Below are 25739 nucleotides of genomic sequence, written 5' to 3'. Positions count from 1 at the left end.
ATGAATTATCCCATTCCAGACAGTCCCCAGGAAATTTTTGCTCTGCGACAACAGCCGATTGATGAAGAATTAGTTGCTGCTGCGATCGCTGGAGTAATTAAAGTTGTCCGCGCTCAGGGTCAATCTTTGGAAGAATTAACCACTCAGTTACTAGCAGATGATCCACTGCTGGATCAGCAACAGCGTCGCTGGTTGAGCCAATTAGTTGCCCAATCATGGGAAAAGTTCTCCTAAAACCTTTTATTATGATGAAGTTTTGCTCGCAGCATGAGATTTCTCGGTCTGCACCTAAATATTAGCGATGCCTGGGTTGGGCTGCGCCTACGCATTTTAGGTATAGAAGCAACAATAGTTATCAGTATCAGATTGGCAATTGGTTTCTATTTTTGTGTTCATGGCACAGAAGCCACTAGATTAACCATATCAGCGTTTTAAATCTCGTTCCCAGTCGGAGACTGGGAATGGTCGTCGTTGGGGCTGCCGCCTCTCTTACTGGCGGCAGAGCCGCTTTTGAGTTGCATTTCCAGCTGGAGGCTGGAAACGAGGTTTTAAAGCAATACGGTTCAGTTAAGGGTTTACTCTTTGTCAAAGTAATTTTTTTTAACGAACCGCAAAGGACACATAGACACGAAGTGGCTTCCCGCAGGGTAGGACGCAAAGAAAGAGAAGGAAGAGAAGGAAGAGAAGGAAGAGAAGCTTAAATGAACTGTATTGGGTTTTAAAGGAGTTTCAGCTGAAGTTGACACTAATGAGCAATGCTGTACCCTATTGTGTATTGCTTCCATTCGAGAATCGCTATACATATCCCTTTTGTCAACTAGAAGCCTTTAAAGCTGCTAATGCTTGGGAATGTAACAACAAACCATATTCCAAACCCTCCACCACCGCTTGATAGGAAGCCGCCAAAATATTGTTAGAAACCCCTACCGTCGTCCAGCGTTGACGACCATTACCTGACTCTACTAACACACGGGTTTTCGCCGCAGTACCCGTATGCCCATCGAGAATCCGCACTTTGTAATCTGTCAAATCAAAGGTTGCGATTTGGGGATAAAAATTCACCAAAGCCTTGCGTAAAGCTGCATCCAAAGCTGCCACAGGGCCGTTACCTTCCGCCGCCTCCAGAATATTTTTCCCCTCAACAGCGACTTTAACTGTAGCTAGGGCATTGCTAGTTTCTTTCCCCTCAATTAAGTCGCAGTGGACTTGAAAACCTTTGACTTCAAAAAACTTCTGGCGATCTCCTAAAGCTTCGTGCATCAACAGTACAAAACTGGCTTCTGCTGCTTCAAATTGAAATCCTTCACTCTCCAAATCTTTGAGGCGCTGAAGAATTTCCCTCGCCTCTGCTTTTTGCTGATCTAATTCAATGCCAAAACTGCGGGCTTTAGCTAAAACATTGCTCAGTCCAGACTGTTCAGAAATCACAATGCGGCGACGATTGCCGACTTGTTCCGGCTGAATGTGTTCGTAAGTTAGGGGATTACGTTCCACGGCTGATACATGAATACCGCCCTTGTGGGCAAAAGCCGAACGTCCTACAAAAGGGGCATGTTCATCTGGTGCAAGGTTGACAACCTCACTCACAAAACGACTAGCTTCTGTAAGTTGTGTGAGCTGGTCTTCTGTGATACAACTGTAACCCGCCTTCAATTGTAAATTGGGAATTAACGAACAGAGGTTAGCATTGCCGCAACGTTCACCATAACCATTAATTGTACCCTGTACCATCTTTGCCCCGGCCATCACGGCAGCTATTGCGTTAGCAACCGCCATTTCCGAATCGTTATGAGTATGAATTCCAATTTGGGGCATTGGGCATTGGGAAGAGTCTTTCCTAGTCCCCAGTCCCCAGTCCCCAGTCCCCAGTTCCCCAGTCACCCTGACAACATCTTGAACAATTTGGCTAATTTCGTGGGGTAAAGTGCCGCCATTGGTATCACAGAGGACTAGCCATTCAGCACCAGATGCGATCGCCACCTCTAATGTCTGTAAAGCATAATCTCGATTGTGCTTATAGCCATCAAACCAATGTTCAGCATCGTAGATAATCCGACGACCTTGAGAACGGAGGTACTCAATGGTGTCACGAATCATCGCCAAATTTTCTTCTAATGTCGTCTTGAGTCCTGTTGTCACGTGTAAATCCCAAGACTTGCCAAAAATCGTTACCCAGCGAGTTCCCGCAGCTAAAATATCCTGTAGCATTGGTTCGGTTGCAGCAGTGGAGTTGGGGCGTCGAGTCGAACAAAAAGCCACAATTTCAGCAAGTTTTAGCGGATCTTCTTGGAGTTGCCAGAAAAATTGTACATCCTTGGGATTGGCACCAGGCCAACCTCCTTCAATAAAGGGAATTCCCAGTTGATCGAGTCTCCGGGCAATGCGTAACTTATCTTCTATCGATACTGATAGCCCCTCGCGCTGAGTGCCATCCCGTAATGTAGTGTCATAGAGCCAAAGTTGAGGTGATGAATTTGTGGTCATAAAACTGGGACTGACGAGACAACTTTCGAGGCAATGTGTCAATATACAACAAAAAGCCATTTTGGCAGTTTAAAAATGCCTAAAGTACTAACTGAAGGTAAAACAATTGATTGTGAGCAAGGAAGCAATCTCCGAGAGATTTTGCTGCAAAATAGTATTGAACTCTACAATGGCGGTGCTAAGGTAATAAACTGTCGGGGCATTGGCAGTTGTGGTACTTGTACGGTTAAGGTAGAGGGCAAAGTATCAGCAGCGAATTAGCGCGATCGAGCGTGAAAGTGACAAAGTTTGATGGATTTTGGGGACAAGGTTCTCGAATAGTGTGGACACCAAAAGGTTAAAAAGGAGTAAGACAAGATGGGTAGATGGACACCCTTAATTTTGATGGCTGGAGGTTTGGCCATTCTGCTTGGTACGTTACTAGGCATCAATTTTCCGATGGGGGTACAAACTGCTAACGCTCCCAGTGAGAAAAAATCTCAAGTTCTCCCAGCTAATATCAATGTTAATAGCAGTGCAGGCAGCAAGAATGATGAAACTGCAACTGAAGGAAATGAAAAAACTGAAACAAACGAAAACAGGCGCGGCATTGTAGCCCCAAGACCTGATAACAGGAGTAGTGTTGCCCAGAATCCTTCCACTGACTCAACCTCACCTGCTGACAGTACAACTGATGGTAGTACAAATAATTCCGACACAAACACCCCATCCAGCGATACAAATCAAAACAGCGAACCAATTCGCGCCTTGTGGTAACTCTCGATCCGTCTTTAGTTACGAGTTATAAGTTATAAGTTATGAGTTATGAGTTATGAGTTATGAGTTATGTACAAATGACAAATGACTAATGACTAATGACAAATGACCAATGACTAATGACTAATGACTAGTGAGACTGTAATTATTGGTGGCGGCGTTATTGGTTTGGCGATCGCCATTGAACTAAAACTGCGCGGGGCAAACGTCACCGTGCTTTGTCGTGACTTCCAGGCTGCCGCTACCCACGCCGCCGCCGGGATGTTGGCACCAGATGCCGAAAACATCCCTAATGGGGCAATGCGTTCCTTGTGCTGGCGATCGCGTGCCTTATATCCCGACTGGACGCGCAAATTAGAAGAACTGACCGGCTTAAATACTGGCTACCGTCCCTGCGGTATCCTCGCACCTGTCTTTGAAGAGGCAGGGGGGGAGGGGAAAGCAGGGGGAGTAGGGGAAGTAAATTCTTCCTCTTCCCCATCATCCCCGGCTTACTGGTTAAATAAAGAGGCAATTCATCAATATCAGCCAGGATTGGGAGCAGAAGTAATTGGTGGTTGGTGGTATCCTGAAGACGCACAAGTTGATAATAAGGCTCTCGCTCACGTATTGCGGACGGCGGCTGAGTCTATTGGTGTTGAACTCAAAGACGGCATTACAGTAGAAGCATTTTTACAGCAGCAAGGGCAAGTGGTTGGTGTACAAACCAATGCTGGAATGATTCACGCCGCGCACTATGTTTTAGCTTCAGGTGCTTGGTCAAATGAATTGTTACCGCTACCTGTGCTACCCAGAAAAGGACAAATGCTGAGTGTGCGGATACCAGAAGTTTCGCCGGAATTGCCGTTGAAGCGGGTTTTGTTTGGGCAGGATATTTACATCGTACCAAGATGCGATCGCCTCGTTATTGGCGCAACCAGCGAAGATGTTGGCTTTATTCCCAACAACACCCCAGAAGGTATTCAAAAATTACTACAAGCTGCCATCCGGCTTTATCCCCAACTAAAGCATTATCCCATTCAAGAATTCTGGTGGGGATTTCGCCCAGCTACCCCTGATGAATTACCCATCCTTGGCACTAGCCACTGTCAAAATTTAACTCTGGCGACTGGTCATTACCGCAACGGAATTCTACTTGCGCCCATAACTGCCAAATTAATTGCCGATTTCATCTTGGAACAAAAGTCTGACCCTCTACTTGCTAATTTTCACTATTCGCGCTTCCAGTCCAAGCCATCTACCTCCACCCCAATGCTGACTCACTCTGCCAATTTTTCCAACGGGCATCGTACCCCAGACGCGATGAATCGCGTCTCTACAAATTCCCCATTAATTATTGCTGGCAAAACCTTCCAATCCCGCTTGATGACGGGAACTGGTAAGTATCGCAGCATCGAGGAAATGCAGCAAAGCGTCGCCGCCAGCGATTGCCAGATTGTCACTGTGGCAGTCCGACGGGTACAAACCAAGGCTCCTGGACATGAAGGTTTAGCAGAAGCCTTAGATTGGAAGAAAATTTGGATGTTGCCCAATACCGCAGGCTGTCAAACTGCGGAAGAGGCGATTCGGGTAGCGCGTTTGGGGCGAGAAATGGCAAAATTGTTAGGACAGGAAGATAATAATTTTGTCAAGTTAGAAGTAATACCTGACCTTAAGTATTTACTCCCAGATCCGATCGGGACGCTGCAAGCAGCAGAACAACTAGTAAAAGAGGGCTTTGCAGTATTGCCCTATATTAACGCTGACCCGATGTTAGCCAAGCGTTTAGAAGAAGTAGGCTGTGCGACAGTAATGCCTTTGGCATCGCCAATTGGTTCTGGACAAGGGCTAAAAACAACTGCCAATATCCAAATCATCATTGAAAATGCAGGTGTGCCAGTGGTGGTAGATGCTGGTATTGGTTCACCCTCAGAAGCCGCCCAGGCAATGGAATTGGGAGCAGATGCCTTGTTAATTAATAGTGCGATCGCTCTTTCTCTAAACCCAGCAGCAATGGCCCGCGCCATGAATTTAGCAACAGTTGCCGGTCGTCTCGCATACCTTGCTGGCAGAATGCCCATTAAAGATTACGCCAGTCCTAGTTCTCCTCTGACTGGAACGATTACTAGTTAGGGACTGGGGACTGGGGACTGGGGACTGGGACTGGGACTGGGACTGGGACTGAGGAGAGTTAGAACTCCTCATTAATCCACCTTAAAAACTTAATTAACGGAGTTCAAAGACTCATAGAAATATGCGGGATGCGGGAAACGAGCGCGTCTTCAGACCTGAGAGGGAAGCGGCACGGGTGGATGGGATTGATGATGGTGACACAACTTCCCAAAAGTGACTTGAAGTTATGTGCAGTCTTACTGTACTGTTCCCATCGACTCAACCAAATTTGTTCAAATGCCTTTAGGCAAGTTGAAAGACAGATTAAAACAACTGTGTGATTTGCACAGCATTAGATTTATTGAAACAGAGGAAGCCTACACGAGCAAGTCGAGCTTTTTAGATGGAGACTCCCTACCCAAATATGGTGAAAAGCTAGTTGGTTGGAAAGCATGTGCGATTCGTTCAGTCGAAACCTGAATAAGGAGGATGACTGGCTTTGATTGAGTAACCTATTAAGGGTAGAGTTCGCACTTTTAAATCCTCAATCAATGACAACTCACTATCCATGTAGGTGTGGAAATCTAGCCGAGCCAACAGCTAAGAAAGCGAGAAGATAAAGGGAAAGATTTAAGTAACTCAACTTGAATTATAACCTAATCCACAATATACCAAGTCCTACTGTCCCGGTGCGGGATTAAAAGCACACAAACTACCAGACAACTGGTAGCCCCTACATCTGAGACTGATTATCAAAGGCGTAAAGCGGGGGTGAAAGCAGGAATGGGTGGTAATAGCTGAAAGCACCCACTGCAAGCAAGAGTTTATGGGCAGAGAAAACGAAGTGTCATCTGAACCATCGTCACCACCCACCAAGGGAAATAAGCTCACATCTCTTGGGTCAGAAATATCCGACAAGGGTAACAAAGACTATCAGGATTATGCTACCGAGATAGCGCACCTCTTTAAACCCCGGTGGAGAGACACGCCCTAAGAACCCAACCAATGGATAGCGGGAACGAAGTAACCTTCTTGTCTGCGCCTGTAAATAATTATAGGTAGGTATCAAACCATAAGCTACAGGAGGTAGAGATGGTTCAAAAAGTCAATGCCTAGCCCGAATTAACGGGTAATGCCTAAAAAGGGATGGCGTAACTGCCGGGATATACAGACGTGAACCGCAATGTGGAAAAGCTAGAGGTACTAGTAGCAATGTACAAGCCTAATTCGGATTCAGAAATGAAAACTGAGGGATGGAAATCTATTGATTGGCGAAAAGCTGAGAAATATGTTTTTAAGTTGCAAAAACGCATCTATGCTGCTTCCCGACGTGGTGATGTCAAACGATGCCGCAAACTCCAAAGAACGTTGATGAGTTCTTGGTCTAATAGGGTTATAGCGGTACGACGGGTCACAGTTGAAAACCAGGGTAAGCAGTTGTTTCCAACATCTGATAGCGAAGCGGGCGCACGTACCCGTGCGACGGGTACGCCGCAGGGTGGGGTAATTTCCCCGTTACTAGCTAACATCGCCCTTCACGGGATGGAAGAACGGATAAATAAGGCATTTCCAGAAATGTCTCAAACCATGAGGGAAACTTGGTATCACAAAAAAGGTACAAAGTTTAGAAGCCCTCAAGTTATCCGATACGCCGACGACTTTGTGATTCTCCATAAAGACATAACCGTTGTCCAAAGATGCAGGGAGATAATCTCTGAATGGTTAATAGACATGGGTCTGGAATTAAAACCTTCAAAAACACGTCTAACCCACACTCTAAACGAGTATGGGTCAGAAAAACCTGTCATTTTAGTTTGATGCCAAGCAAAACCCCCTCTTTTACCGTCTTTAAATAGACATTCAATCCAAGATCGCATCGAATACCAACAAGCATCCGCAACTTCGGGATGTAAATCGGTGAGAATTAACCAAGGTTCGGCATAACCCTCGTCATGACGGGCTAACAATGTACATTCAATCGGGTTACTTTTGAAACAAGTTACCAATGACTCAAATGACTGACCAACTTCTGGAACAAGAGTATTTAGAGGTAGCCAAGAAACAGTACCTTTAATTTTAAACTGCCCCTGAAAGTTAATCCGCATAAAAGGATGCCAACCACAGTTCAAGATTTGTTGATACAACCACTCAGCATAAAGCCCTCTATCTGTGGTGACAATTACAAACCAATCTGTTGGTACGGTTTTGTCTATATGGCGAAATAATTCTTTCCAGTGGGGTTTCCAACTTCCTGGCTTGGTTGCTTCAACAATTTTCCAGGCAATTGGAATTCCACAGCCACGATAAACAATGCTAATTGCTAATACAGTAAAGCGATGCCTGCGGCGGGCTGCGCCTACGCTCAAAGTTGAGGCATCAGCTGCCAATGCCAGACGTTTTTCGCCTTCAGGCCAAAGACTTATTATCCAAGATAGTAGCGGACTAAAACAAGATGTCACATCTAATGAAGTTCGACCAGTTTTTGTTTTATCTTCTGCGTCTCGATACCATTCCCGCAGTTGCTGACGTATGGTATTCTCCTTTTTTCCCAGTAGTTCTGCTAAAAATACTGAAACCGTTGTCAGTCCACAAGATTCAAGTCATTACTATCCCAAAAGTCCACATTGCGAGTACAACAGCTTGAGGTTTTGTGAGATTTGGCATTTTTTCAATGACTTTTCTAGTCCATTCTCTTAATTCCTCGCTTTTTCCTACTTGCATTCACCCTCCTGCACCCGTAGTAATTCTGCTGATAAAAGCTAGATAAACCTCATCTATGTTGAAACCTAGAGTTTTTTAAAAGATATATTTATGTAGGTTGGGTGGAGTGAAACGCAACCCAACATTACCACCAAATTTTATGTTGGGTTACGCTATCGCTGCACCCAACCTACAAAACTACGGTTTTCAAGGTAGACGAGGTTTAGTATTTTACCTGCAAAAATACGCTCCAGGACAGGCTGCTGCCCACCACGAACAACTTCAATCAATAGAGCGATCGCTCCTGAAGCAACGCAACTAGCCACACCTGTTACCAATCCTTTGACAGCACTGAGTATTGCCAAAGAAATAGAAGCGACACTGGAGTTTCACCAACAGATGTGGCTTCTTGACTATCTGCAACACTGCTGGAGGAAATCCCTAAATAATAGTGATTGGTTATCGAAATTGTCAGCAGCCAAAAACTCCTTGCTCAAAGCTTCTCCTAGATTAATATGGGAAGTTTTACTGCTGAGTAAATAATTCCAAGTAATTGACACTGCTGCAAACCTTTAGAACTTCCAGTGACTTGAATCCTGTAGAAAAAACGCAGGGTATCCTGAACCTCCTGTCAAGCCTGATTACCAATAAAATGAAACCAGCACATAAAAAGCCTGTCTATCGGGAGACTGTTCATGACGGCGACAAACAGTGACAAACAACTGTCGAGAATAGTTTTAAAAGGATTCAAGTCTATCGCTAAGTGTGACCTTGAACTCTCCAAACTTAACGTTTTGATTGGCGCTAACGGGGCGGGTAAATCTAATTTTATCGGCTTCTTCCGCATGGTTGGGCAGTTGCTTGAGCAGAACCTGCAAGTTTTTGTCAGCCGTCAAGGCAGTCCCGATGCCTTATTGCATTTTGGACGTAAAACAACGGAACAACTGGAGTTTCAGTTATGCTTCGGTAATAATGGATACTTCGCTACCCTTGAACCAACCCAAGACAATCGCCTGATGTTCGCTTCTGAATCCTTCTGGTGGAACATGAGTGGTGAGCGTGAAATAGGTAAGGGTCATTTCGAGACTAGGGCTTTTGTCGGTACAGGGACTGCAATTGATGAGTACGTTTTGTCTGCTATGCAGCAGTGGCGGGTTTATCATTTTCATGACACCAGCGAGAGTGCCTATATAAAACAGCCGCACGGTATCAATGACAACGCCTACCTGCGAACTGATGCACGCAATCTTGCATCCTTCCTGTATCTATTGCGTGACAGCTACCCAGCATCATATCAAAGAATCGTCAAAACCATTCGACTTGTTGCCCCATTCTTTGGGGACTTTTACCTGCGTCCTTCTCCACAAAACAAGGAGGTTATTGAGCTGGAATGGTTCGAGCGGGGGCAGGATATCCCGTTTAAGGCACATCTGCTTTCAGATGGCACGCTGCGTTTCATGTGTCTGGCAACTGTTTTTCTGCAACCAGAAGACTTTCAGCCGGAAACAATTCTGGTTGATGAGCCAGAACTGGGTCTGCACCCATATGCTATCACCGTTCTGGCATCATTGATACATAGTGCCAAAAAACAGGTAATTGTTTCAACTCAGTCAGTGGAACTACTAAACGAATTTGATGCCACGGATGTGATTGTTGTAGACCGAGATGAGGGGAAATCATCACTTCGCAGACTGAATCAGCACGAGTTGTCGGCGTGGCTTGAAGACTATAGCCTGGGCGAGCTTTGGCAGAAGAACGTCCTGGGCGGGAGACCTTCACGATGATCCGAGTAAATGTTTTTGTGGAAGGGCAAACTGAGGAAACGTTCGTTAGGGAACTGCTCTACGAGTATTTTCAGGATAAAAATATATACCTCAACCCGATTCTGGTGAAAACCAGTTCAACGGGCAAGGGGGGTGTGGTGAGTTATGCCAAAATCAAGCCGCAATTAAATCGTAAGTGCCTTGAAGACAAATCGGCGTTCGTCACCACAATGTTTGATATGTACGCCTTGCCCAATGATTTTCCAGGAATTAGTTCAGAGCCAAAAACCAGCGACCCGTTCCAGAAAGCTGAACATCTAGAACAGGAAATGGGCAAGGATATCGGCCACAAGAATTTTATCCCGAATTTGCTAGTTCACGAGTTTGAAGGACTTCTGTACAGTCAGCCAGAAGCGTTTGCTGGGTGGTTTGATGCCAGTGTGGTCAGTATTTTACAAGCTGAATGTAACGCCTTTCCTTCCCCTGAGCATATTAACGATCATCCCCTAACAGCACCATCAAAACGAATTCGTAATTGTTGCAATGGATACGACAAACCCCTGCATGGTTCGCTGCTGGCGATCGATATTGGGCTGGATACGATACGTCAACAATGTCAGCATTTTAACCAATGGTTGCTGCGTCTTGAAAGCATAATTCCATAACGAGATAAAAGGAAAAATATCTAATAAGCTAATGCGCGCTAAAAAAGCATAACTAGTCGCGGTGGTTGTTGACAGTTAACCGTTAACTGTCAACCGTCAACCGTCAACCGTCAACTGATAATTTTAGGTCACTAGAAAAGAGAATTACATGACTACGAGCATTAGTTTTAAGATTGGTTTTGACCAAAATAACTATATTCAGTGTTTGGGCAAATTCTTTGTGGAGTAAAGGAGCTTGATAAACATCAGTTTGGATTTCATCTTCTATGCTACTTTTACATAAATACTTTTTAGGTATGTTACAATACTCAGTCTTATCACCGTATTTACGGCGTGAGTATTACAGAATTTATTCGTCGTGCTGCACTACGACGACGTGTTGTAGAACCTCCACCACCCCCACAGTTGAATTGGAAATTGTACGAAGAACTGAATGCGATTGGGGTGAATCTCAATCAGATAGCTAAAGCAGCAAACATTGCTGTCAAGTCTGGACAAGACGTAAATATTGATGTTGAGCAATTACAAAACTTAGTGGAATCTCTGCGTGCTTCAATCAGGGAAACTCAGATGCAGCTGCTGGAGTGCGGAGTAACGGATGATGACCAGGAAGAATCAACGTGATTGGGAATGCGATCGCCTCCGGTGGGCGGGTACGCCATCGCAAAGCGCGCCCTACGCCCCAAATCTCCGATTTTGGGAGGGGGTTTCTGAAAAACCCCCTGGGCGTATACGGGCGATCGCATTCATTCCTCAAAAGTTAAGCTGAAAAAAATGAAAACATTGCTGCACAATCGCCAGAACCACCAACACAGACGACTGCCGTAACTCTAACCGCAGTAACCACTCCCTTCCCAACAACTCAAAATCCTTTGGTTGTATCTTCCCAAAATATTCCCCAAACGGGAGTAATGGCTGACGCTGTAGGAAATTATGAGCAAGCCACTATTGATAGTTTAAGGATTAAAGTCTCAGTATACTTAGCAAGCATCAAACCAGATTCCCATATCATCTCAAATATAAACATCACAAATCATGGCTACTAACGGCAGTGCAAAGAGTCTCAACGGCCAGAGGATATCTTAGAGTGGCAACTGAAAGCGATCGCTCTCTGTTGATCGAGTGGCTTTCTGCATTTTTATCTGAGACAGATCAGGCAGTGAGCGAAGATGTCAAACACCAAGTAGATAATCAGTTGAAACAGCAGAATACTTATTTTTGGGTTGATAATACTCCAGTTTCAGTTGCGTCTAGTAAACAATTGTTACCTACAATTGGTCGGATCAATTTAGCTTATACACCACCAGAGTATCGTCGCCAAGGATATGCCACTGCCTGTATCGCAGCGTTAAGCCAAAAACTGCTAGATCAGGGATGCCGCCATTGTTTCCTCATAGCAGATTTAGCCAATCCCACAGCCAATCATATTTATCAAGCAATTGGGTATCGCCCCCTAAGCGATTGGCACGAATACTCATTCACCTCAAAGGAGTAAGCATAATAAAGCGATCGCTCCAATTAAATTACTTTGGTGAGAGTTTTGGCAAACCTCCTCTAACTTGTCATGCTTGGGTGGAGGTTAGGTATGCTGTATTCTGAACTTCAGTCATAAATTGCTTTTTGAATAAATGCTTAATTTTATTTCCTATTTATTTTTGGCTCAAGCATCGCCTTCTCCTGCACCACAGGAAATTTTCATTCCCCAACAAACAAGACCTTTAACAGGACATCTTGACGAAGTACCAGTATTTAACAGTAATAACCCAGAAGTAGTTCAGAGTGAAGGAATTCTGCTGTCTACATTTCCTCCTCAAGGCAAAAAAGTGCCCAGCGCCCACCTGAACTTTCCATTTCAGGGACGGTTTGATTTATTTTCTCACCATATTGCTAGAGCGATTGAGACGCCAAATGATTTGCGGACTCTTTATTTGGGAGTGATTGTTTACAATCCCAGCGATCGCCCTGCAACTGTCAACATCTTGCAAGCAGCTAGTTATGTTAGTCAACCTGATGCACCTTTTGTCAAGCTTCCTCCCATGCAGGACAATAATTCGGGAGACATTTATGCTGGGCCGGGCGATCGCGTGATGAATGATGTGCTGCGAGTTAGACGGCAGTCAGGATGGCCAACCCAGTTGGTAATTCCAGCAAAACAAAGCCGGATGTTAATGAATCATCCCATTCCAGTGCGGACTTTAACGCCGCCATTGAATGGATGTTCTACTTTGTTACGTTTGTATAGCGATCGTCCTGTTTATCTGGCAAACCTGGCCATGTTTGCTAAACCCAATCCCGATGGTAGTGAACGAGCGCCAACTTTAGAAGAATGGGAGAATTTGTTAGAAAATGGTGATTTTGCAGGGCCTCGTGAACCTGCCCCCAGTCCTCCAGATCGGCTTGCAGGGGCAACAGAAATTTACGGACGGGTAGCGGGGGTAGCTGTTGGCTCTCGTTGGCAAGCACAAGTTACTGACTCTAATAGTTCATACCTGACAATTCCTAAATCAGGACAAGCTTTTTCTTACGGTTTAAGTACGCTTTTAGCAGGCAAAATGGGTACTGGACAAAACCAAACTGCGAAACTAGTGGCGCGTTATCCTGGTACTGCTTACGAAGCTCATGGCAACTACGGCATTGAATACAATATCTCTCTACCATTATTCAACAATACCGATAAGCCGCAAACTATAAAAGTGCTTTTCCAAACGCCTATTAAAGAAGATGAGTTAAGTAAACCAGGGCTGCGCTTTTTTTCACCACCCGAACCATCTATCTTTTTCCGTGGCACAGTTCGTATTCGCTACAATGACGATCGTGGCTTACCCAGAACTCAATATTGGCATTTAGTTCAACAAGGGGGACAGATGGGAGAACCACTTGCACAATTAAAAATATCTCCTGGCCAACGCCGACTGGTAGAAGTGGATTTTCTCTACCCACCTGATGCTACGCCCCCTCAAATGCTGACAATTCAAACTGTAGACCAAACTTAACAATTTAAAATTCCTAATGATGATCTTTGAGAGACGCTGCGCGTAGCTTAGGGACTGACAATTAACAATTCAAAATTCAAAATGACGCTCGTTCGCTCTTAGCGTCTCCCCTTCTCCCAAAGGGAGAGGCTAACGCCAAGGGAGAAGACTCGCTCATAGCCTTGCCATGCCGAAGGCGTTGCCTCTCGAAGAGAAGGCTTTATTTGGATAATTTATTTCTTGGAAATCTCTTAATTGTTCAGTAATCTTTTTGAACGGAGAGGGGGGGATTCGAACCCCCGTTGAGTTTCCCCAAAACGCATTTCGAGTGCGTCACCATGAACCGCTCGGACACCTCTCCATATATTTATTTAGACACTTGGGTATCTATTTGAGATTCAAATGTCGTGCTGCTTAGGGAAATTTTACCGAATTCCCTGTGCCATTATAGCATTATTGCTTTTTTGCGTTACGCAAAAAAAGCAATAATTCCCAATCTGCTTTAGTTAGTTGATTAAGGGGGGTAATTTGACTCTCCGAATTTTAGATTTTAGATTTTAGATTTTAGATTTTAAATTGTTTTTGGTTCAAGCCCCGCCCCTGGTGGGCGGAACAAATCTAAAATCGTCAATTTAAAATCTTTAAGCTGTGTCCCCTTGTGGGCGCAGTCAATCCAAAAGACGCTCTCTACGAGACGCTGCGCGTAGCTTGCTTCTCTGTAAGAGTACGCGGACTCGCTTGCCGCCGGCGCTATCGCAAATCTAAAATCCAAAATTGTTTGACCTGGTTTAGCAACTACAATAATATCTCGCAAACTAGAAACGACTTGCGATCGCCTAAAATCCCATAGCTTTTGTAACAATTGTGTAATAAATTCGCTAACAGTACTCAGTACTCACTGAGACAACCGCCAAATCTTAATAGTGTTATCTTCACTACCACTGACAAGGGTTTTGTCATCAGGACTGAAGGTAACGGATGTCACGGTGTTGGTGTGCCCTGTCAATGTGAGAATTTCCTTTCCTGTGGCTGGATTCCACAGTTTTATGGTGCGATCGCGGCTACCACTAGCAAGAATTTTACCATCGGCGCTGAAGGCTACGGATGTGACTGTGTTGCTATGTCCCGCCAGTGTGCGAATTTCTCTACCAGTATGTAGATCCCAAAGTTTGATGGTGCGATCACGGCTACCACTAGCTAAAGTTTTACCATCTGGGCTAATAGCCACAGTTGTAACTGTTTGAAAATTTCCTTCTAGTGTACGGATTGGGTATCCCTTTGTTAAATTCCAGATTTTGATCGTCTTGTCAAAGCTGCCACTAGCCAGGATCACGCTGTCGGGGCTGATGGCTACTGAACGCACCCAGAATGTATGCCCTGCTAGTGTCCGAATTTGTTCTCCTGTTGCCAAATCCCAAATTTTGATTGTGTTGTCATCACTACCAGTAACCAGAGTCTCGCTATCAGCACTGATGGCTAGGGCATGAACTGAATCAGAATGCCCCATAAGAGTGCGAATTTGTTTTCGCGTTGTCAGATTCCAGATTTTGATGGTGTTGTCATCGCTGGCACTAACCAGAATTTTGCCATCTGGGCTAATTACCACGACATTCACCTGCTGAAAATGCCCGTTGAGTGAAGAGATTTGTTTTCCAGTTGCGAGATTCCAAAGTTTGATTGTGCTATTGTCGCCACTGCTGGCAATGGTTTTACCATCGGGGCTGATGGCGACAGATAAAACTGAGTTTTCGTGTGCTTGGAGGGTGTTAATTAGGGAAACCTGATCCAAAGTAATCTTTAGTGGTTGACTTAAAAGCGCTTCATCTTTGCCAGAATTATTATGGTGAATCAACCTAGAAACCAAAGTGGTCTGAATTTGGCGAAAATGTTTATACCAAGATTCTCCAAAGCCGAACAACATCATCAAAGCACTTACCAAGATTAGAATTCTCAGTAAGGGATAATTTTTTGGTAAAGATGGTGCCCTAGTTGGTGGTATTTTCCCAGATGATTTACCTGCTGGTGGTAAGGCGAGGAGTTGTTTTGGGGTCAAGTCTCTAAGGACTTCATCGGCTGACTGATAACGTTCATGAATATCTTTTTTCAAAAGCTTGTCGATGACAAAATCCAACTCAGGATTTAATGGACTCCGCAAATATGCCCGCCAATTACTCACCCAAGAGTACCCAGATTCCATCCACAACTGAAAGGGCGAATTTCCCGTTAGCAGATGAAAGCAGGTAGCCCCCACACCAAACAAGTCGCTGGCGGGGAAAGCTTTACCATCTCGAATCTGTTCTAGGGGAGAATAACCATGTGAACCAATGGATGTGCCAGATTTCTGCTGAACTTTGGCGGTGAATTGCTTTGAGGAACCAAAATCAATCAAGCTTAATCGCCCATCGCTTTTATGGCGGATAATATTTTCTGGCTTGATGTCCCGATGAATGACTTTGCGATCGTGGATAAATTTCAGGATGGGCAATAAATCTAGCAAAATAGATTGAATTTCCCTAGCGTTATAAGACTTGCGCTGTTGCAACTCCTTTAACAAATTCTCCCCATTGATAAACTGCTGAACTAAATATAGGCAGCCATCTTGCTCAAAGTAAGCTATCAAAGTTGGAATTTGGGGATGTTCCCCAAGGTCTTGTAGACGCTGGGCTTCTTCAGCAAACAACTCCATCGCCTTTTTTTGCGACCAAGTTCCTTGGAATTTGGGAGCTAACTGCTTGATAACACAACGTTCGTTGAGTTTATCTACATCTTCTGATAGATAGGTTCTGCCAAATCCCCCCTCATCTGAAAGGACTCGGATGACACGGAAGCGATTTCTTAAAAGTGACACCAGCGGGGTGTTACAACTTTGGCAAAACTTCTTTCCATTGGAATTCAGGGGATTTGAGCAATCGGGATTTAAGCAGCAGATCATGATCTGACAGGCGCGACTGCATGACAACTTAGGCTAAGTTTGCCCCGAACTTTCCCTTAATAAAATTGACTCTCGGTTACTGGTGGTAGAAAACCCTGTTCTGGGGATTGGGGAATTACTTATATAGTTAGCGTTTGTAAATAGTAGTCAGTCTTCCTCTTCTGTGGAAAACTACGAGAGTCATAAGATTAATTATTCTATCGATTATATAATAATTTGAATATAAATAATTTTCTGAAATATTAAACCTAGTAAATTTGCTTGTATATTGATAAGCAATAACTAACTAAGTATTGAAGATAAACCCTGATTAATTAATCATCACTGAATATCAAGTATAGTTAAAATAATTACTAAATTTGTTTTGGCTATTTTAAATCGCAGATGATTAGTTATTCATTTGATACTTTAGATAAATAAGGCTTCTAGCTGTGTTACCGTGTTTCCTTGAGCCTTGCTCTCAATTTCCGAATGGCATTAGCAGTTCTGGCTACAGGTGGTATGTATACATCATAATTTTCGTATTGTGTAATTTCGTGTTTTGTAATTTCATGTTTGGTAATTTCGTGTTGTGTAATACTTCTATTATTCAATTTTTGGGTAGTTAAACAGTTCGCCAAAGTAGGTGAATAGCTATCATTACCTAAAGCTTTAATCACTTGATCAGCAGTCTTAAATCGATCCTCTAAGGTAATTTTCACCATCTTTCCTAAAATCTGGGCGAAACTGTTGCTGATATTTACGTGTTTTTGCCAAGATATTTCACCAGTATTATGGTCATAATCCAGTTCTAAAGGACTTTTTGCAGTCAACATATAAATACAAGTTATACCCAGTGCATAAATATCACTGGCATAAACTGGACGCAGAGAAAACTGTTCAGGTGGTGCAAATCCCCTAGTCCCGATAAAGTTGGTATTTGCGTGATTCATTGAGTTTTCACAAGCATTAACTAATTGCTCTTTCACCGCCCCAAAATCAATCAGCACTACCCGCCCATCATACTCACACCGTAATAAATTCTGGGGCTTAATATCCCGATGAATCACATGATGTTTATGAAGATACTGTAATACAGGTAATATTTCCTGTAGAAATTGCTTAACTGAGGCTTCACTTTTGGGCCCAGTTTGCCGCACTTCTCGCGCTAAAGTCAAACCCGGCACGTATTCTTGAATTAAAAAAAACTCCCCATTTGCCTGAAAGTAGTCTAATAGCATGGGAATTTGCGAATGACTACCGAGTTTACCCAAAGTTCTTGCTTCTTTTTCAAAGCGCATACATGCCCTTTGCCAACTTTGGGGGTTAGTTACTTTCGGACAAAGTTGTTTAATGACACACAGGGGATTCCCAGGTAATACTGCATTTTTGGCTAAAAAAGTGATGCCAAAACCACCTCGACCCAAAATTTGTAGTATTTCATAGCGATCGCGAAATAACCGTTTAGAACCACACATCTGACCAAGCTGAGTTTGCTGTGAAATAATCTGTTGAGAATTCGTTATTTTCTGAGAAAAGCGATTCATTAGTATAAAATATCTGCTCTGAGATGTCTCTAATTCTACGACAATTTTTTATTGTTGCCAGTAAAATTACTGGGTCTTTGCCAAATCCTCATTAGTCTTCTATTAAAAATTTAAAAAGTAAAAATAAATTTTTGTAGAACTGAGTAAGTTGGCAATGATAAATCAAACTATGTTAATACCGTTTTTGCTTCTGTTAGCGCAGCAAGGCGTAGCTCATTCTGACCGGAGGCAGAGCTTCTCCGGCTCCGCTTCTGAATTCTGCTGTAGATTTATTTAGCTTATATTCTCTAAAAGAAATCTCAAATGCCGTTTTTAAGCAATTTTACTGATTTTGCTTCAAACTAAGAATATAGTCAACACCAATTTTCAAACGGAGAAGGTTAATATATGAGTTTGATAGATGGTATATTCCTGACGCTGTTAAATACTGTTGCCTGCCTAGCACTACCTAAGCTGCTATCTGTAATTCTGCATGGCAAAAGTCAATACACTGAACCATTGCCATCTGCTTCACAAGATTAAAATTGTTAAATTGCCAGTTTTTCTTAGTGTTAACTGACTTTATCTATAGCGGTTCCCATTCAGATGAGGTACAACACTATATCCCAAGGTGTAGTGGCACGGCACATTGGTGTCAACTTAACGTGAAAGCAAGTCTAGAACTAGCTTTTAGATTGCCTCGTTCCCAGTCTCTGACTGGGAATGCTCGTCGTTGAGGCTCCGCCTCTCTTACTGGCGGCAGAGCCTCCAAGAGCAGCATTTCCAGCCGGAGGCTGGAAATGAGGTTTTAAATAAATGATAGAATTACACTTTATTTTCTTCTTAGCACTTGTATTTTTTATCATTTAAAGATTACTAAAAGTTAGTATAGTTGGCGCGATCGCTAATCAGGAAAGCAATATCTTTTTATAAGAAGAATTCAGAACTCAGGAGTCAGAATTCAGTATGAATTCTGTACGAGTGGGTGATGACTATTGGTTAAAACCTCGCCCCTGATGGGCGAAAAAATTAAAATATTCTCGCCTTAAAACTCTATCCCTTTATGGGTAGAGTATTCTGAATTCTGAATTCTGTATTCTGACTCCTGTTTTATTATCTTGGAAGAATAAACTTCTTTCAGCAAAATGTTGACGATCACAAATCTGGAGTTTATAGTATGAACGAAGGCATCGATAACTTCACGTAGAAAATATTTTAATGCTTATATTAAAAACTCCAATCTGGCTAAAAGCTTTAGTTATTTTTATATTAACATTGGGAATATTTTTTCGCTTTATTAATTTAGATAAAAAGATTTATTGGGGAGATGAAACTTTCACGTCACTAAGGCTTTCAGGCTATACAACAAAAGAGGTAAATAGCCAACTCTTTGACGGCAGAATAGTTACTATAGAAGACATCCAAAAATATCAACGCACCAATTATCAAAAAGATTTCACTGATACTATTAAAGGATTAGCATTAGAAGAACCGCAGCTTCCACCGCTATATTTTCTCATAGCTAGGTTTTGGGTAACACTTTTTGGTAATTCTATTGCAGTAACGCGGAGTATTTCTGCACTGATAAGTCTGCTAATCTTCCCTTGCACCTATTGGTTGTGTTTAGAATTATTTGGTTCATCACTGGTAGGGTGGATAGCAATGGCAATTATGGCTGTTTCACCTTTTAATGTGCTGTATGCCCAGGAAGCAAGACCTTATAGTTTATGGGCAGTGACTATTGTTTTATCAAATGCCTCATTTTTGCGAGCATTGCGACTCAAAACAAAACTGAGTTGGTTACTCTATGGAATAACAATGACTCTTGGCTTATACACATATTTACTCACTATATTAGTAGCAATTGGGAATGGATTATATGTGTTGGTAATTGAACGCTTCCGATTTACTAAAACTGTCATTGCCTATATTCTCGCGTCATTTTTGGCACTTTTAGCGTTTGTTCCGTGGATTTTGTCTATTATTGTTAATTTTAATAGTCTTCAAGACACTTCCAATTGGGCATCTGAAACTATGTCAATATCAAATGTCGTTCAAGAATGGATGAGAAATATCAGCTATAGCTTTATGGATTTTTGGTATTTCTTTACATATTTCCCAGATTCTAAATTTAATTTATCTTTTGGTACTTATTTAATTCCTCTACTTTTGATTTTAGTTGGATACTCAGTTTATTTTATTTGCCGTGAAACTCCCCCAAAAATCTCAGTTTTTATTCTGACATTGATGGGTGCTAGCTCTTTACCCCTAATTCTGTCAGATTTAGTTTCAGGGGGATATCGGTCGATTATGGCACGATATTTTGTTCCCTCTTACATAGGTATTTATTTATCTGTAGCCTACTTATTTGCTAAAAAAATAACTTCTATAAATAGAAGGTTATTTATCACTAACTTATGGAAAGTATCTTTCCTTGCTCTTCTAATGGGAGGAATTATATCTTTTTATGTTAGTTCTCAAGCAGAAACTTGGTGGACTAAAAGAACTCTTGATCATGTTATAGTACCCAAGCTAATTAACCAAACTTCTCATCCACTATTAATCCTTGAAAACTCTATCCCAATGGTAGAATCTCTTAGTTATTTACTTAATTCAGACGTTGAGTTCCAGTTTATAAAAACTAAACAACTCCCAATTGTTCCTAACAAATTCAGCAATGTGTTCTTGCTGGAGTCTCCCAAATTCCCAGTAAATAAATTTGAGGAGGAGCAAAAACTGAAAGGGAAGCTTGTCTATAAAGGTCGAAAGCAAAACCTATGGAAACTAGAGAAGAATTCAGGCATAAAATAGACTTAGAGTACTCCAAGTAAAAAAATGCCCAATTGTCATTGCGAGCGAAGCTCGCAATGACGGGTTTTAGATCATTTATTTTTTGGAAGACTCTTAAGTAGATCAACGTAAGGCTTTACACTGCGCTATCTGCCACTCGTACAGAATTCATTCTGACTCCTGAATTCTGCTCAAGAAAATTAGGTAATAGATAAAAATACAATCATTTGCGATTTTCGCGCCGCCACTTACCGCGTACTAAGCGAATTTCATCAAAACTATAGCTTTCACCTAGTTGTTCTCGAATTGGTGTCAAAGAGATATCACCAAGCACTTCTAAAACTTGCCAAATTTTTTGTTGATGTTCCAGAGATACTAACTGATTTAAATCTACGGGCTGATTTTTCTCAATTAAATCTGCCAAATGACGAATAATTGTTGTAGGGCGAATGTTGCGTTTTTTGGCAATTTCATCAACACTCAAACCTTGTTTATGCAATTGGAATGTGAATATTTCTGTGTCGGAAGGTAAGCTAATAGAGGGTGTAAAATTAGCCTGTGGTGGATCTAGCAAACCTTTTTCTTGGCGGTAGGCGCGAATTTCTGTGAGAAATTTATCGCCATATTGGGAAAGTTTGTGACTGCCGACGCCCGAAAGTTTACCAAATTCGGTTATTGTTGTAGGTTGTTGCTGTGCCATCAATTTCAGGGTAGAATCCTGAAAGACAACGTAAGGTGGAACGGCTTGTTCATCGGCAAGTTGTTTACGGAGCGATCGCAACCTCTGCATTAATATCTCCGCTTCAACAGCTTTTTCACTGCCTTCTTCCCAATTAATCTTCTGTGCTACCGGAACAGCAAGGGAAACTGTACGCTGTCGCCGCATCACTTCCCAACTAAGAGGGTTAAGCTTCAAAACTGAGTAACCATCGCTAGTCTGTTCTAGTAATCCTTGATGTAAAAGCGATCGCCCCAGCATTCGCCATTCATCCACACTTTTATCTTTGCCAATACCGTAGGTAGAAAGCTGATCGTGTTCATTTTGGATGATTTTCTGGCTTTTTGCCCCCCGCAACACATCAATAATGTACAGCATCCCAAATCTTTCTTTACAACGCGCCACACAAGATAAAAACTTCATGGCTTCAATTGTCCAATCTTGCATTGGTTTGGGATAACGGCAATTATCGCAGTTACCACAATTTCCCGGAAAACGTTCTCCAAAATAACCTAGCTGAATTGTCCGGCGGCAGACAGTACCTTGAGCATAGTCAATTACTTGACGTAGTTGTTGTTTAGCAATCAACTGTTCTTGAGGATCGGTTTTTTGATCAATACTCCATTCAATGGTTTTAATATCACTAAAACTGAAAAAAAGTGTACAACGGGATGGTTCGCTATCTCTTCCCGCCCTACCGGATTCTTGATAATAACTTTCTAAATTACGCGGTAAATCAAAGTGAATTACTAACCGCACATCGGGCTTATTAATGCCCATGCCAAAGGCAATTGTTGCCACCATGACACGCACATCATCTCGAATAAATCGAGTTTGATTGCTGCTGCGTTCTTCATCAGTTAATCCGGCATGATAAGACAAGGCGGCAATCTTATCATTTTGCAATTTAAAGGTGAGTTCATCAACTTTTTTTCGCGTCAGACAATAAATAATTGCTGAACCATCAGTTTCTCGAACTAGTTCTAATAATTCAGCATAAGCAGACTTGCTTTTAGAACGAACTTCATAGTAAAGATTTTGACGGTTAAAGCTAGCAATGTGGATACTGGGTTGCTTTAGCCCTAATTGTTGGATAATATCAGCACGGACGCGATCGGTTGCTGTGGCAGTCAGGGCAAGGGTAGGAACATCAGGATAACGTTTCCGCAGAGATTTCATTTGACGGTATTCTGGGCGGAAGTCGTGTCCCCACTCAGAGACGCAGTGGGCTTCGTCGATGGCAAAGGCCGCAATGCCAATTTTTTCCTTGACTAAATCGAGAAATGGGAGAAATCTTTCACTCAAAAGACGTTCTGGGGCGACGTAAAGTAATCTCACTTTGCCACTAAGGATGGCTTCTTCCCGCGATCGCACTTTATAAGGATTCAGACTACTATTTAAAAATGTGGCAGCAATGTTATTATTCCGTAATCCTTCCACTTGGTCTTGCATCAAAGCGATTAATGGCGACACCACCACCGTTAAACCTTTTTTGATCAATGCAGGTAACTGAAAGCACAGAGATTTTCCCCCGCCCGTAGGCATAACAATCAATAAATCTCGATTTTGCAGCGCATCTTCGATAATTTGCCGTTGTCCGGGGCGGAATCTGTCGTAACCGAAGTGATATTTTAGCGCTTGTTCGAGATTGGGGTATTGAAGCATAGCGATCGCTTTTTCGGGGGCGTTCTGCGTGGGTTAGTTATTGAAGATATCAGGATTTTAACTCACTTCATCGTTAGCTTTGGTCAGACTTGCCTTTCTCTACTATGCTTTTTGGTATCAAGTAGGCTTTTCTGACTTTTCACAGCGTCCTACTTCCCTTAATTGAAGAAGAATGCAGAATGGGCTACGCCCCGCTGCGCTAACAGAATTCAGAATCAAGACGCGACTCGAAAATACTCGCTCTAAGCGTTGGCGCAGCCTCTCGTAGAGAAGCCATGCCGCAGGCTTTACGCTGCGAAGCACCGCCAGTCGTACAGAATTCATTCTGAATTCTGTACGCCTGGAGGATAGCGATTAAGAAGTAAAAAGTGCATTAGACGTAGGTTGGGTGGAGCGGAGCGCAACCCAACATCAACATATATCAGGATGTTGGGTTACGCAAAGCCTCCAACGCCAGTTGCTACAACGCTCTTAACCCGCGCAACGCAGTGGCTCCCCAACAAAGCAATTTTTTCTTTCTTTTACCTTTTTACTTTTTACTTTTTACTTTTTACTTTTTACTTTTGCCTTGTTCAGTCACGAGCATCTTGATTCTGAATTCTGAATTCTTCTTCAACTAATCATCTTCTCTAAAGCGATTTGCAAATCTTTTTTCAAATCGCTCACAGCTTGTTTAGCCGCCAGGCGATCGCCCTGACAATTGCGAGAGCGTTCTGTAACTGAAATTGGCTTCCCCACGGTGATTTGTGCCTGTCGCAGACCTAACCGAGGTCGTCCTGGAAGTGTTGTATCTTGAATTCTAGAAAGCATATCGAATACAAGCAAAGCTGTTTCTGCAAATCGTTCCGCCGTTGGTTTTTCTTGAATATAAGTAGCTGTGACTGCAACAAAACTTTCCACTATCCGCATGTGTCGCATTCGCAAGTCTGCTTCCTCTGCAATCCAGTCTGCTAAACCGCGTTTGAAGGGTGCTAAAGCATTAATATCTGGCAAATCTTCTCGGTAAATGTAACTCCAGCCAGCCTCTTCTAAGCGGCGACAACGGTCAATAAAATTACCCTGTCCTTGAACTTCAAAATATTGCTCGGTAACTTGTAAAGCCTTATCTAGTAAATGATGAAGTCGGGCAATTAATATCTGATTAGTATTAGCAGATTCATCAATTGAGATGGTTTTGGGGATGTCTTGATGATAGAAGCGACGATAAAATTCTTCCATCTCGCTAATCAGATATTCAGCCAACCTACAGAGGCGTTGATAGTAAATCTCTTCGCGATTACCCGAATCAATTTCCAAAACTTTCAAGCCGCTATCAGCTTCCAACTGACTCAATAGCCAATCTATTTTAGACCAAGGTGGCTCAACGTAACTATATTGGATAGCGATCGGCACAATGATTACAGTCTCAGTCCGGTTAGCTTTTTGTAAATCTTCTACACACCAGAAACCCATTTGAGCAACACCAGGTTCCAAGGGGCTAACAATACCACTATGACCATTAGTACCGCCTTCTGGTGCTACTGCGATCGGTAGTTCGCCATTAGCAAACAACTCCCGTGCAGTTTGGATCGCTTGCCGATCTAGTCGCCTACCGCGATGAACCGGCACACCTCCCAGCCGAGAAAACAGCCAACCTAACCACTTTCCCGCCCAAACTGTCATACCGCGATCGTAAAGAAAATAGCTGTGGACTAGGGATGGTAGTGTAATCCCTTTTTGACGAGCAACTTTTGGTACAATGCGAGAAAGCAAATACAGCATACAGAGGGGATCTTCTACCTCTGGGTGGCGAAATGCCAACAAAAGGCGAATTTTTCCAGCCTGGAATTGTTGATAAAGTTCAGCTAATACCTCAACATTCTTGGCTTCAATTTTGACAATCCCAGCCGGTAGCCAAGAGCGAGTACGAAACCGTAGTGCGATCGGCAATAACCACCTAACAATCTGGAGTACCAGCAGGTTCAACCGTTGGGGAATAAATTTTAGTGGTGGTTGAGTAGACTGAATCGATCTAGGCAAGTCGCTCTCCCGATTGTATTTCTAGCGATTGTACAACGTGGGGTCTTGGTTTTGTGTAAACCCGTAGCCTCTTGTCGTCAAACATTTCAATCCCCATAAGGTTGTTGGGAGAATGCCACTAAGTTAAGATACAGCCCTTGCGCTGACTGGTTCCTAGCCTCCAGGCTGGGAACCCATTCTGGGAGGCTCCGCCTCCTCTTTCTTGACCAGAGGCGGAGCCTCTCGGAATACATTCACAAGCCTCCAGGCTGGGAACGAGGCTACACAGGCTTTTGGGCTTTTCTTAGTGCCATTCGGTCGTTGGGATAAGGCAGGAGGCAGTCCTGATGAAACAAGTTTCACAGCTTTGAATGAAAGAATATACTAAAAACGGCTGAGAACTTGACTTTTGAATAATCGCCAAAAGCTTGTTTGTGCCAAGCTTATAGCCATTTTTTAAAAAGTCTCGTTGTTACCCGTTCGCAGTATAACTGGGGACTGGGGACTGGGAACTAGTATTTTTACTCAGCACTCAGCACTCAGCACTTTCAAGTCAGGGGGCAGGAGTTATTTCTCCTATTTCTCCTTCATCTCCATCACTCACTACTCAGCACTCAGCACTCAGCACTCAGCACTCACTACTCAGCACTCAGCACTTTCAAGTCAGGAGAGTTTCAGCCTCGTTCATTTTTGTTAACAT

The 25739-nt window shown here is 42.9% G+C and carries 20 protein-coding genes, 1 tRNA gene and 3 pseudogenes; 17 read left to right on the top strand and 7 right to left on the bottom strand.

The genetic code is table 11. The features are described 5' to 3' along the window. Both V7K76_RS17190 and V7K76_RS17185 read left to right on the top strand, forming a co-directional pair. Positions 1 to 234 (top strand): hypothetical protein, encoded by a 234-nt coding sequence (locus tag V7K76_RS17190; protein WP_334775506.1) that lies wholly within the window; start codon positions 1 to 3, stop codon positions 232 to 234. A 227-nt stretch (positions 235 to 461) separates the two neighbouring features. Further along, the gene (locus V7K76_RS17185; protein WP_334775505.1) at positions 462 to 701 is read left to right on the top strand and encodes a hypothetical protein; all 240 of its coding nucleotides are present in this window, start codon (positions 462 to 464) and stop codon (positions 699 to 701) included. A gap of 112 nt (positions 702 to 813) precedes the next feature. Here the strand turns inward: V7K76_RS17185 and cimA are convergent, their stop codons facing one another. Next, a complete protein-coding gene (cimA, locus tag V7K76_RS17180; RefSeq protein ID WP_334775504.1) occupies positions 814 to 2484 on the bottom strand; it encodes a citramalate synthase in 1671 nt (556 codons plus the stop codon). Between the two features lie 75 nt (positions 2485 to 2559). Between cimA and V7K76_RS17175 the strand changes: the two are divergent. The 9 genes and pseudogenes from V7K76_RS17175 to V7K76_RS17135 all read left to right on the top strand — a co-directional run. Beyond that, positions 2560 to 2742 (top strand): annotated as a pseudogene (locus tag V7K76_RS17175) (2Fe-2S iron-sulfur cluster-binding protein); the annotation flags it as partial. A 99-nt stretch (positions 2743 to 2841) separates the two neighbouring features. Continuing rightward, complete coding sequence (locus tag V7K76_RS17170) at positions 2842 to 3240, top strand: hypothetical protein (protein WP_334775503.1); 399 nt, start codon at positions 2842 to 2844, stop codon at positions 3238 to 3240. A 126-nt stretch (positions 3241 to 3366) separates the two neighbouring features. Further along, entirely contained in the window at positions 3367 to 5352 is a 1986-nt protein-coding gene (thiO, locus tag V7K76_RS17165) for a glycine oxidase ThiO (protein WP_334775502.1), read from the top strand. Between the two features lie 252 nt (positions 5353 to 5604). After that, a pseudogene (locus V7K76_RS17160) lies at positions 5605 to 5796 on the top strand (RNA-guided endonuclease TnpB family protein); the annotation flags it as partial. 747 nt (positions 5797 to 6543) lie between these two features. Next, on the top strand, positions 6544 to 7149 hold the full coding sequence (locus V7K76_RS17155; RefSeq protein WP_335029902.1) for a reverse transcriptase N-terminal domain-containing protein: 606 nt from the start codon (positions 6544 to 6546) through the stop codon (positions 7147 to 7149). 492 nt (positions 7150 to 7641) lie between these two features. After that, positions 7642 to 7857 (top strand): hypothetical protein, encoded by a 216-nt coding sequence (locus V7K76_RS17150; RefSeq protein WP_334778580.1) that lies wholly within the window; start codon positions 7642 to 7644, stop codon positions 7855 to 7857. A 301-nt stretch (positions 7858 to 8158) separates the two neighbouring features. Then, positions 8159 to 8353, top strand: coding sequence for a hypothetical protein (locus V7K76_RS17145; protein ID WP_334778579.1), 195 nt, complete (start codon positions 8159 to 8161; stop codon positions 8351 to 8353). A 373-nt stretch (positions 8354 to 8726) separates the two neighbouring features. After that, positions 8727 to 9815, top strand: coding sequence for an AAA family ATPase (locus V7K76_RS17140; protein WP_334778577.1), 1089 nt, complete (start codon positions 8727 to 8729; stop codon positions 9813 to 9815). Beyond that, on the top strand, positions 9812 to 10459 hold the full coding sequence (locus V7K76_RS17135; RefSeq protein ID WP_334778576.1) for a DUF4276 family protein: 648 nt from the start codon (positions 9812 to 9814) through the stop codon (positions 10457 to 10459). The genes V7K76_RS17140 and V7K76_RS17135 overlap by 4 nt, the downstream gene beginning before the upstream one ends. Before the next feature lie 109 nt (positions 10460 to 10568). Here the strand turns inward: V7K76_RS17135 and V7K76_RS17130 are convergent. Then, positions 10569 to 10796: pseudogene (locus V7K76_RS17130) on the bottom strand (IS4 family transposase); the annotation flags it as partial. A gap of 2 nt (positions 10797 to 10798) precedes the next feature. Between V7K76_RS17130 and mobC the strand changes: the two are divergent. The 3 genes from mobC to V7K76_RS17115 all read left to right on the top strand — a co-directional run bounded on the left by mobC (position 10799) and on the right by V7K76_RS17115 (position 13452). Further along, positions 10799 to 11083 (top strand): plasmid mobilization relaxosome protein MobC, encoded by a 285-nt coding sequence (gene mobC, locus V7K76_RS17125; RefSeq protein WP_334778584.1) that lies wholly within the window; start codon positions 10799 to 10801, stop codon positions 11081 to 11083. A 463-nt stretch (positions 11084 to 11546) separates the two neighbouring features. Continuing rightward, positions 11547 to 11954, top strand: coding sequence for a GNAT family N-acetyltransferase (locus tag V7K76_RS17120; protein WP_334778574.1), 408 nt, complete (start codon positions 11547 to 11549; stop codon positions 11952 to 11954). A 133-nt stretch (positions 11955 to 12087) separates the two neighbouring features. Next, positions 12088 to 13452 carry a DUF3370 domain-containing protein gene (locus V7K76_RS17115; RefSeq protein WP_334778573.1) on the top strand — a complete coding sequence of 455 codons (1365 nt, stop codon included), beginning with the start codon at positions 12088 to 12090 and terminating at the stop codon, positions 13450 to 13452. 255 nt (positions 13453 to 13707) lie between these two features. On the opposite strand, the gene V7K76_RS17110 is transcribed toward V7K76_RS17115, so the two are convergent. From V7K76_RS17110 to V7K76_RS17100, 3 genes are all read right to left on the bottom strand, one after another. Continuing rightward, a tRNA-Ser gene (locus V7K76_RS17110) sits at positions 13708 to 13792 on the bottom strand. Positions 13793 to 14326: 534 nt separating this feature from the next. Continuing rightward, positions 14327 to 16363 (bottom strand): serine/threonine-protein kinase, encoded by a 2037-nt coding sequence (locus V7K76_RS17105; RefSeq protein ID WP_334778572.1) that lies wholly within the window; start codon positions 16361 to 16363, stop codon positions 14327 to 14329. Between the two features lie 434 nt (positions 16364 to 16797). Further along, entirely contained in the window at positions 16798 to 17889 is a 1092-nt protein-coding gene (locus V7K76_RS17100; protein WP_334778571.1) for a serine/threonine-protein kinase, read from the bottom strand. A gap of 387 nt (positions 17890 to 18276) precedes the next feature. Here V7K76_RS17100 and V7K76_RS17095 point away from each other — a divergent pair, with 387 nt between their 5' ends. The 3 genes from V7K76_RS17095 to V7K76_RS17085 all read left to right on the top strand — a co-directional run bounded on the left by V7K76_RS17095 (position 18277) and on the right by V7K76_RS17085 (position 20679). After that, positions 18277 to 18411 (top strand): hypothetical protein, encoded by a 135-nt coding sequence (locus V7K76_RS17095; protein ID WP_334778570.1) that lies wholly within the window; start codon positions 18277 to 18279, stop codon positions 18409 to 18411. A gap of 26 nt (positions 18412 to 18437) precedes the next feature. After that, positions 18438 to 18605, top strand: a complete 168-nt coding sequence (locus V7K76_RS17090; RefSeq protein WP_334778569.1) for a hypothetical protein — start codon at positions 18438 to 18440, stop codon at positions 18603 to 18605. Between the two features lie 481 nt (positions 18606 to 19086). Continuing rightward, complete coding sequence (locus V7K76_RS17085) at positions 19087 to 20679, top strand: glycosyltransferase family 39 protein (RefSeq protein WP_334778568.1); 1593 nt, start codon at positions 19087 to 19089, stop codon at positions 20677 to 20679. Between the two features lie 202 nt (positions 20680 to 20881). Here V7K76_RS17085 and recQ read toward each other — a convergent pair whose 3' ends face one another. Further along, positions 20882 to 23041 (bottom strand): DNA helicase RecQ, encoded by a 2160-nt coding sequence (gene recQ, locus V7K76_RS17080; RefSeq protein WP_334778567.1) that lies wholly within the window; start codon positions 23039 to 23041, stop codon positions 20882 to 20884. A 612-nt stretch (positions 23042 to 23653) separates the two neighbouring features. Beyond that, on the bottom strand, positions 23654 to 25060 hold the full coding sequence (locus tag V7K76_RS17075; protein ID WP_334778566.1) for a lysophospholipid acyltransferase family protein: 1407 nt from the start codon (positions 25058 to 25060) through the stop codon (positions 23654 to 23656). Positions 25061 to 25739 lie beyond the last annotated feature (679 nt).

Origin of the sequence: Nostoc sp. (assembly GCF_036917975.1) — a bacterium.
Taxonomy (GTDB): Bacteria; Cyanobacteriota; Cyanobacteriia; order Cyanobacteriales; family Nostocaceae; genus Nostoc.
This window is presented reverse-complemented; position numbering and strand designations above follow the sequence as displayed.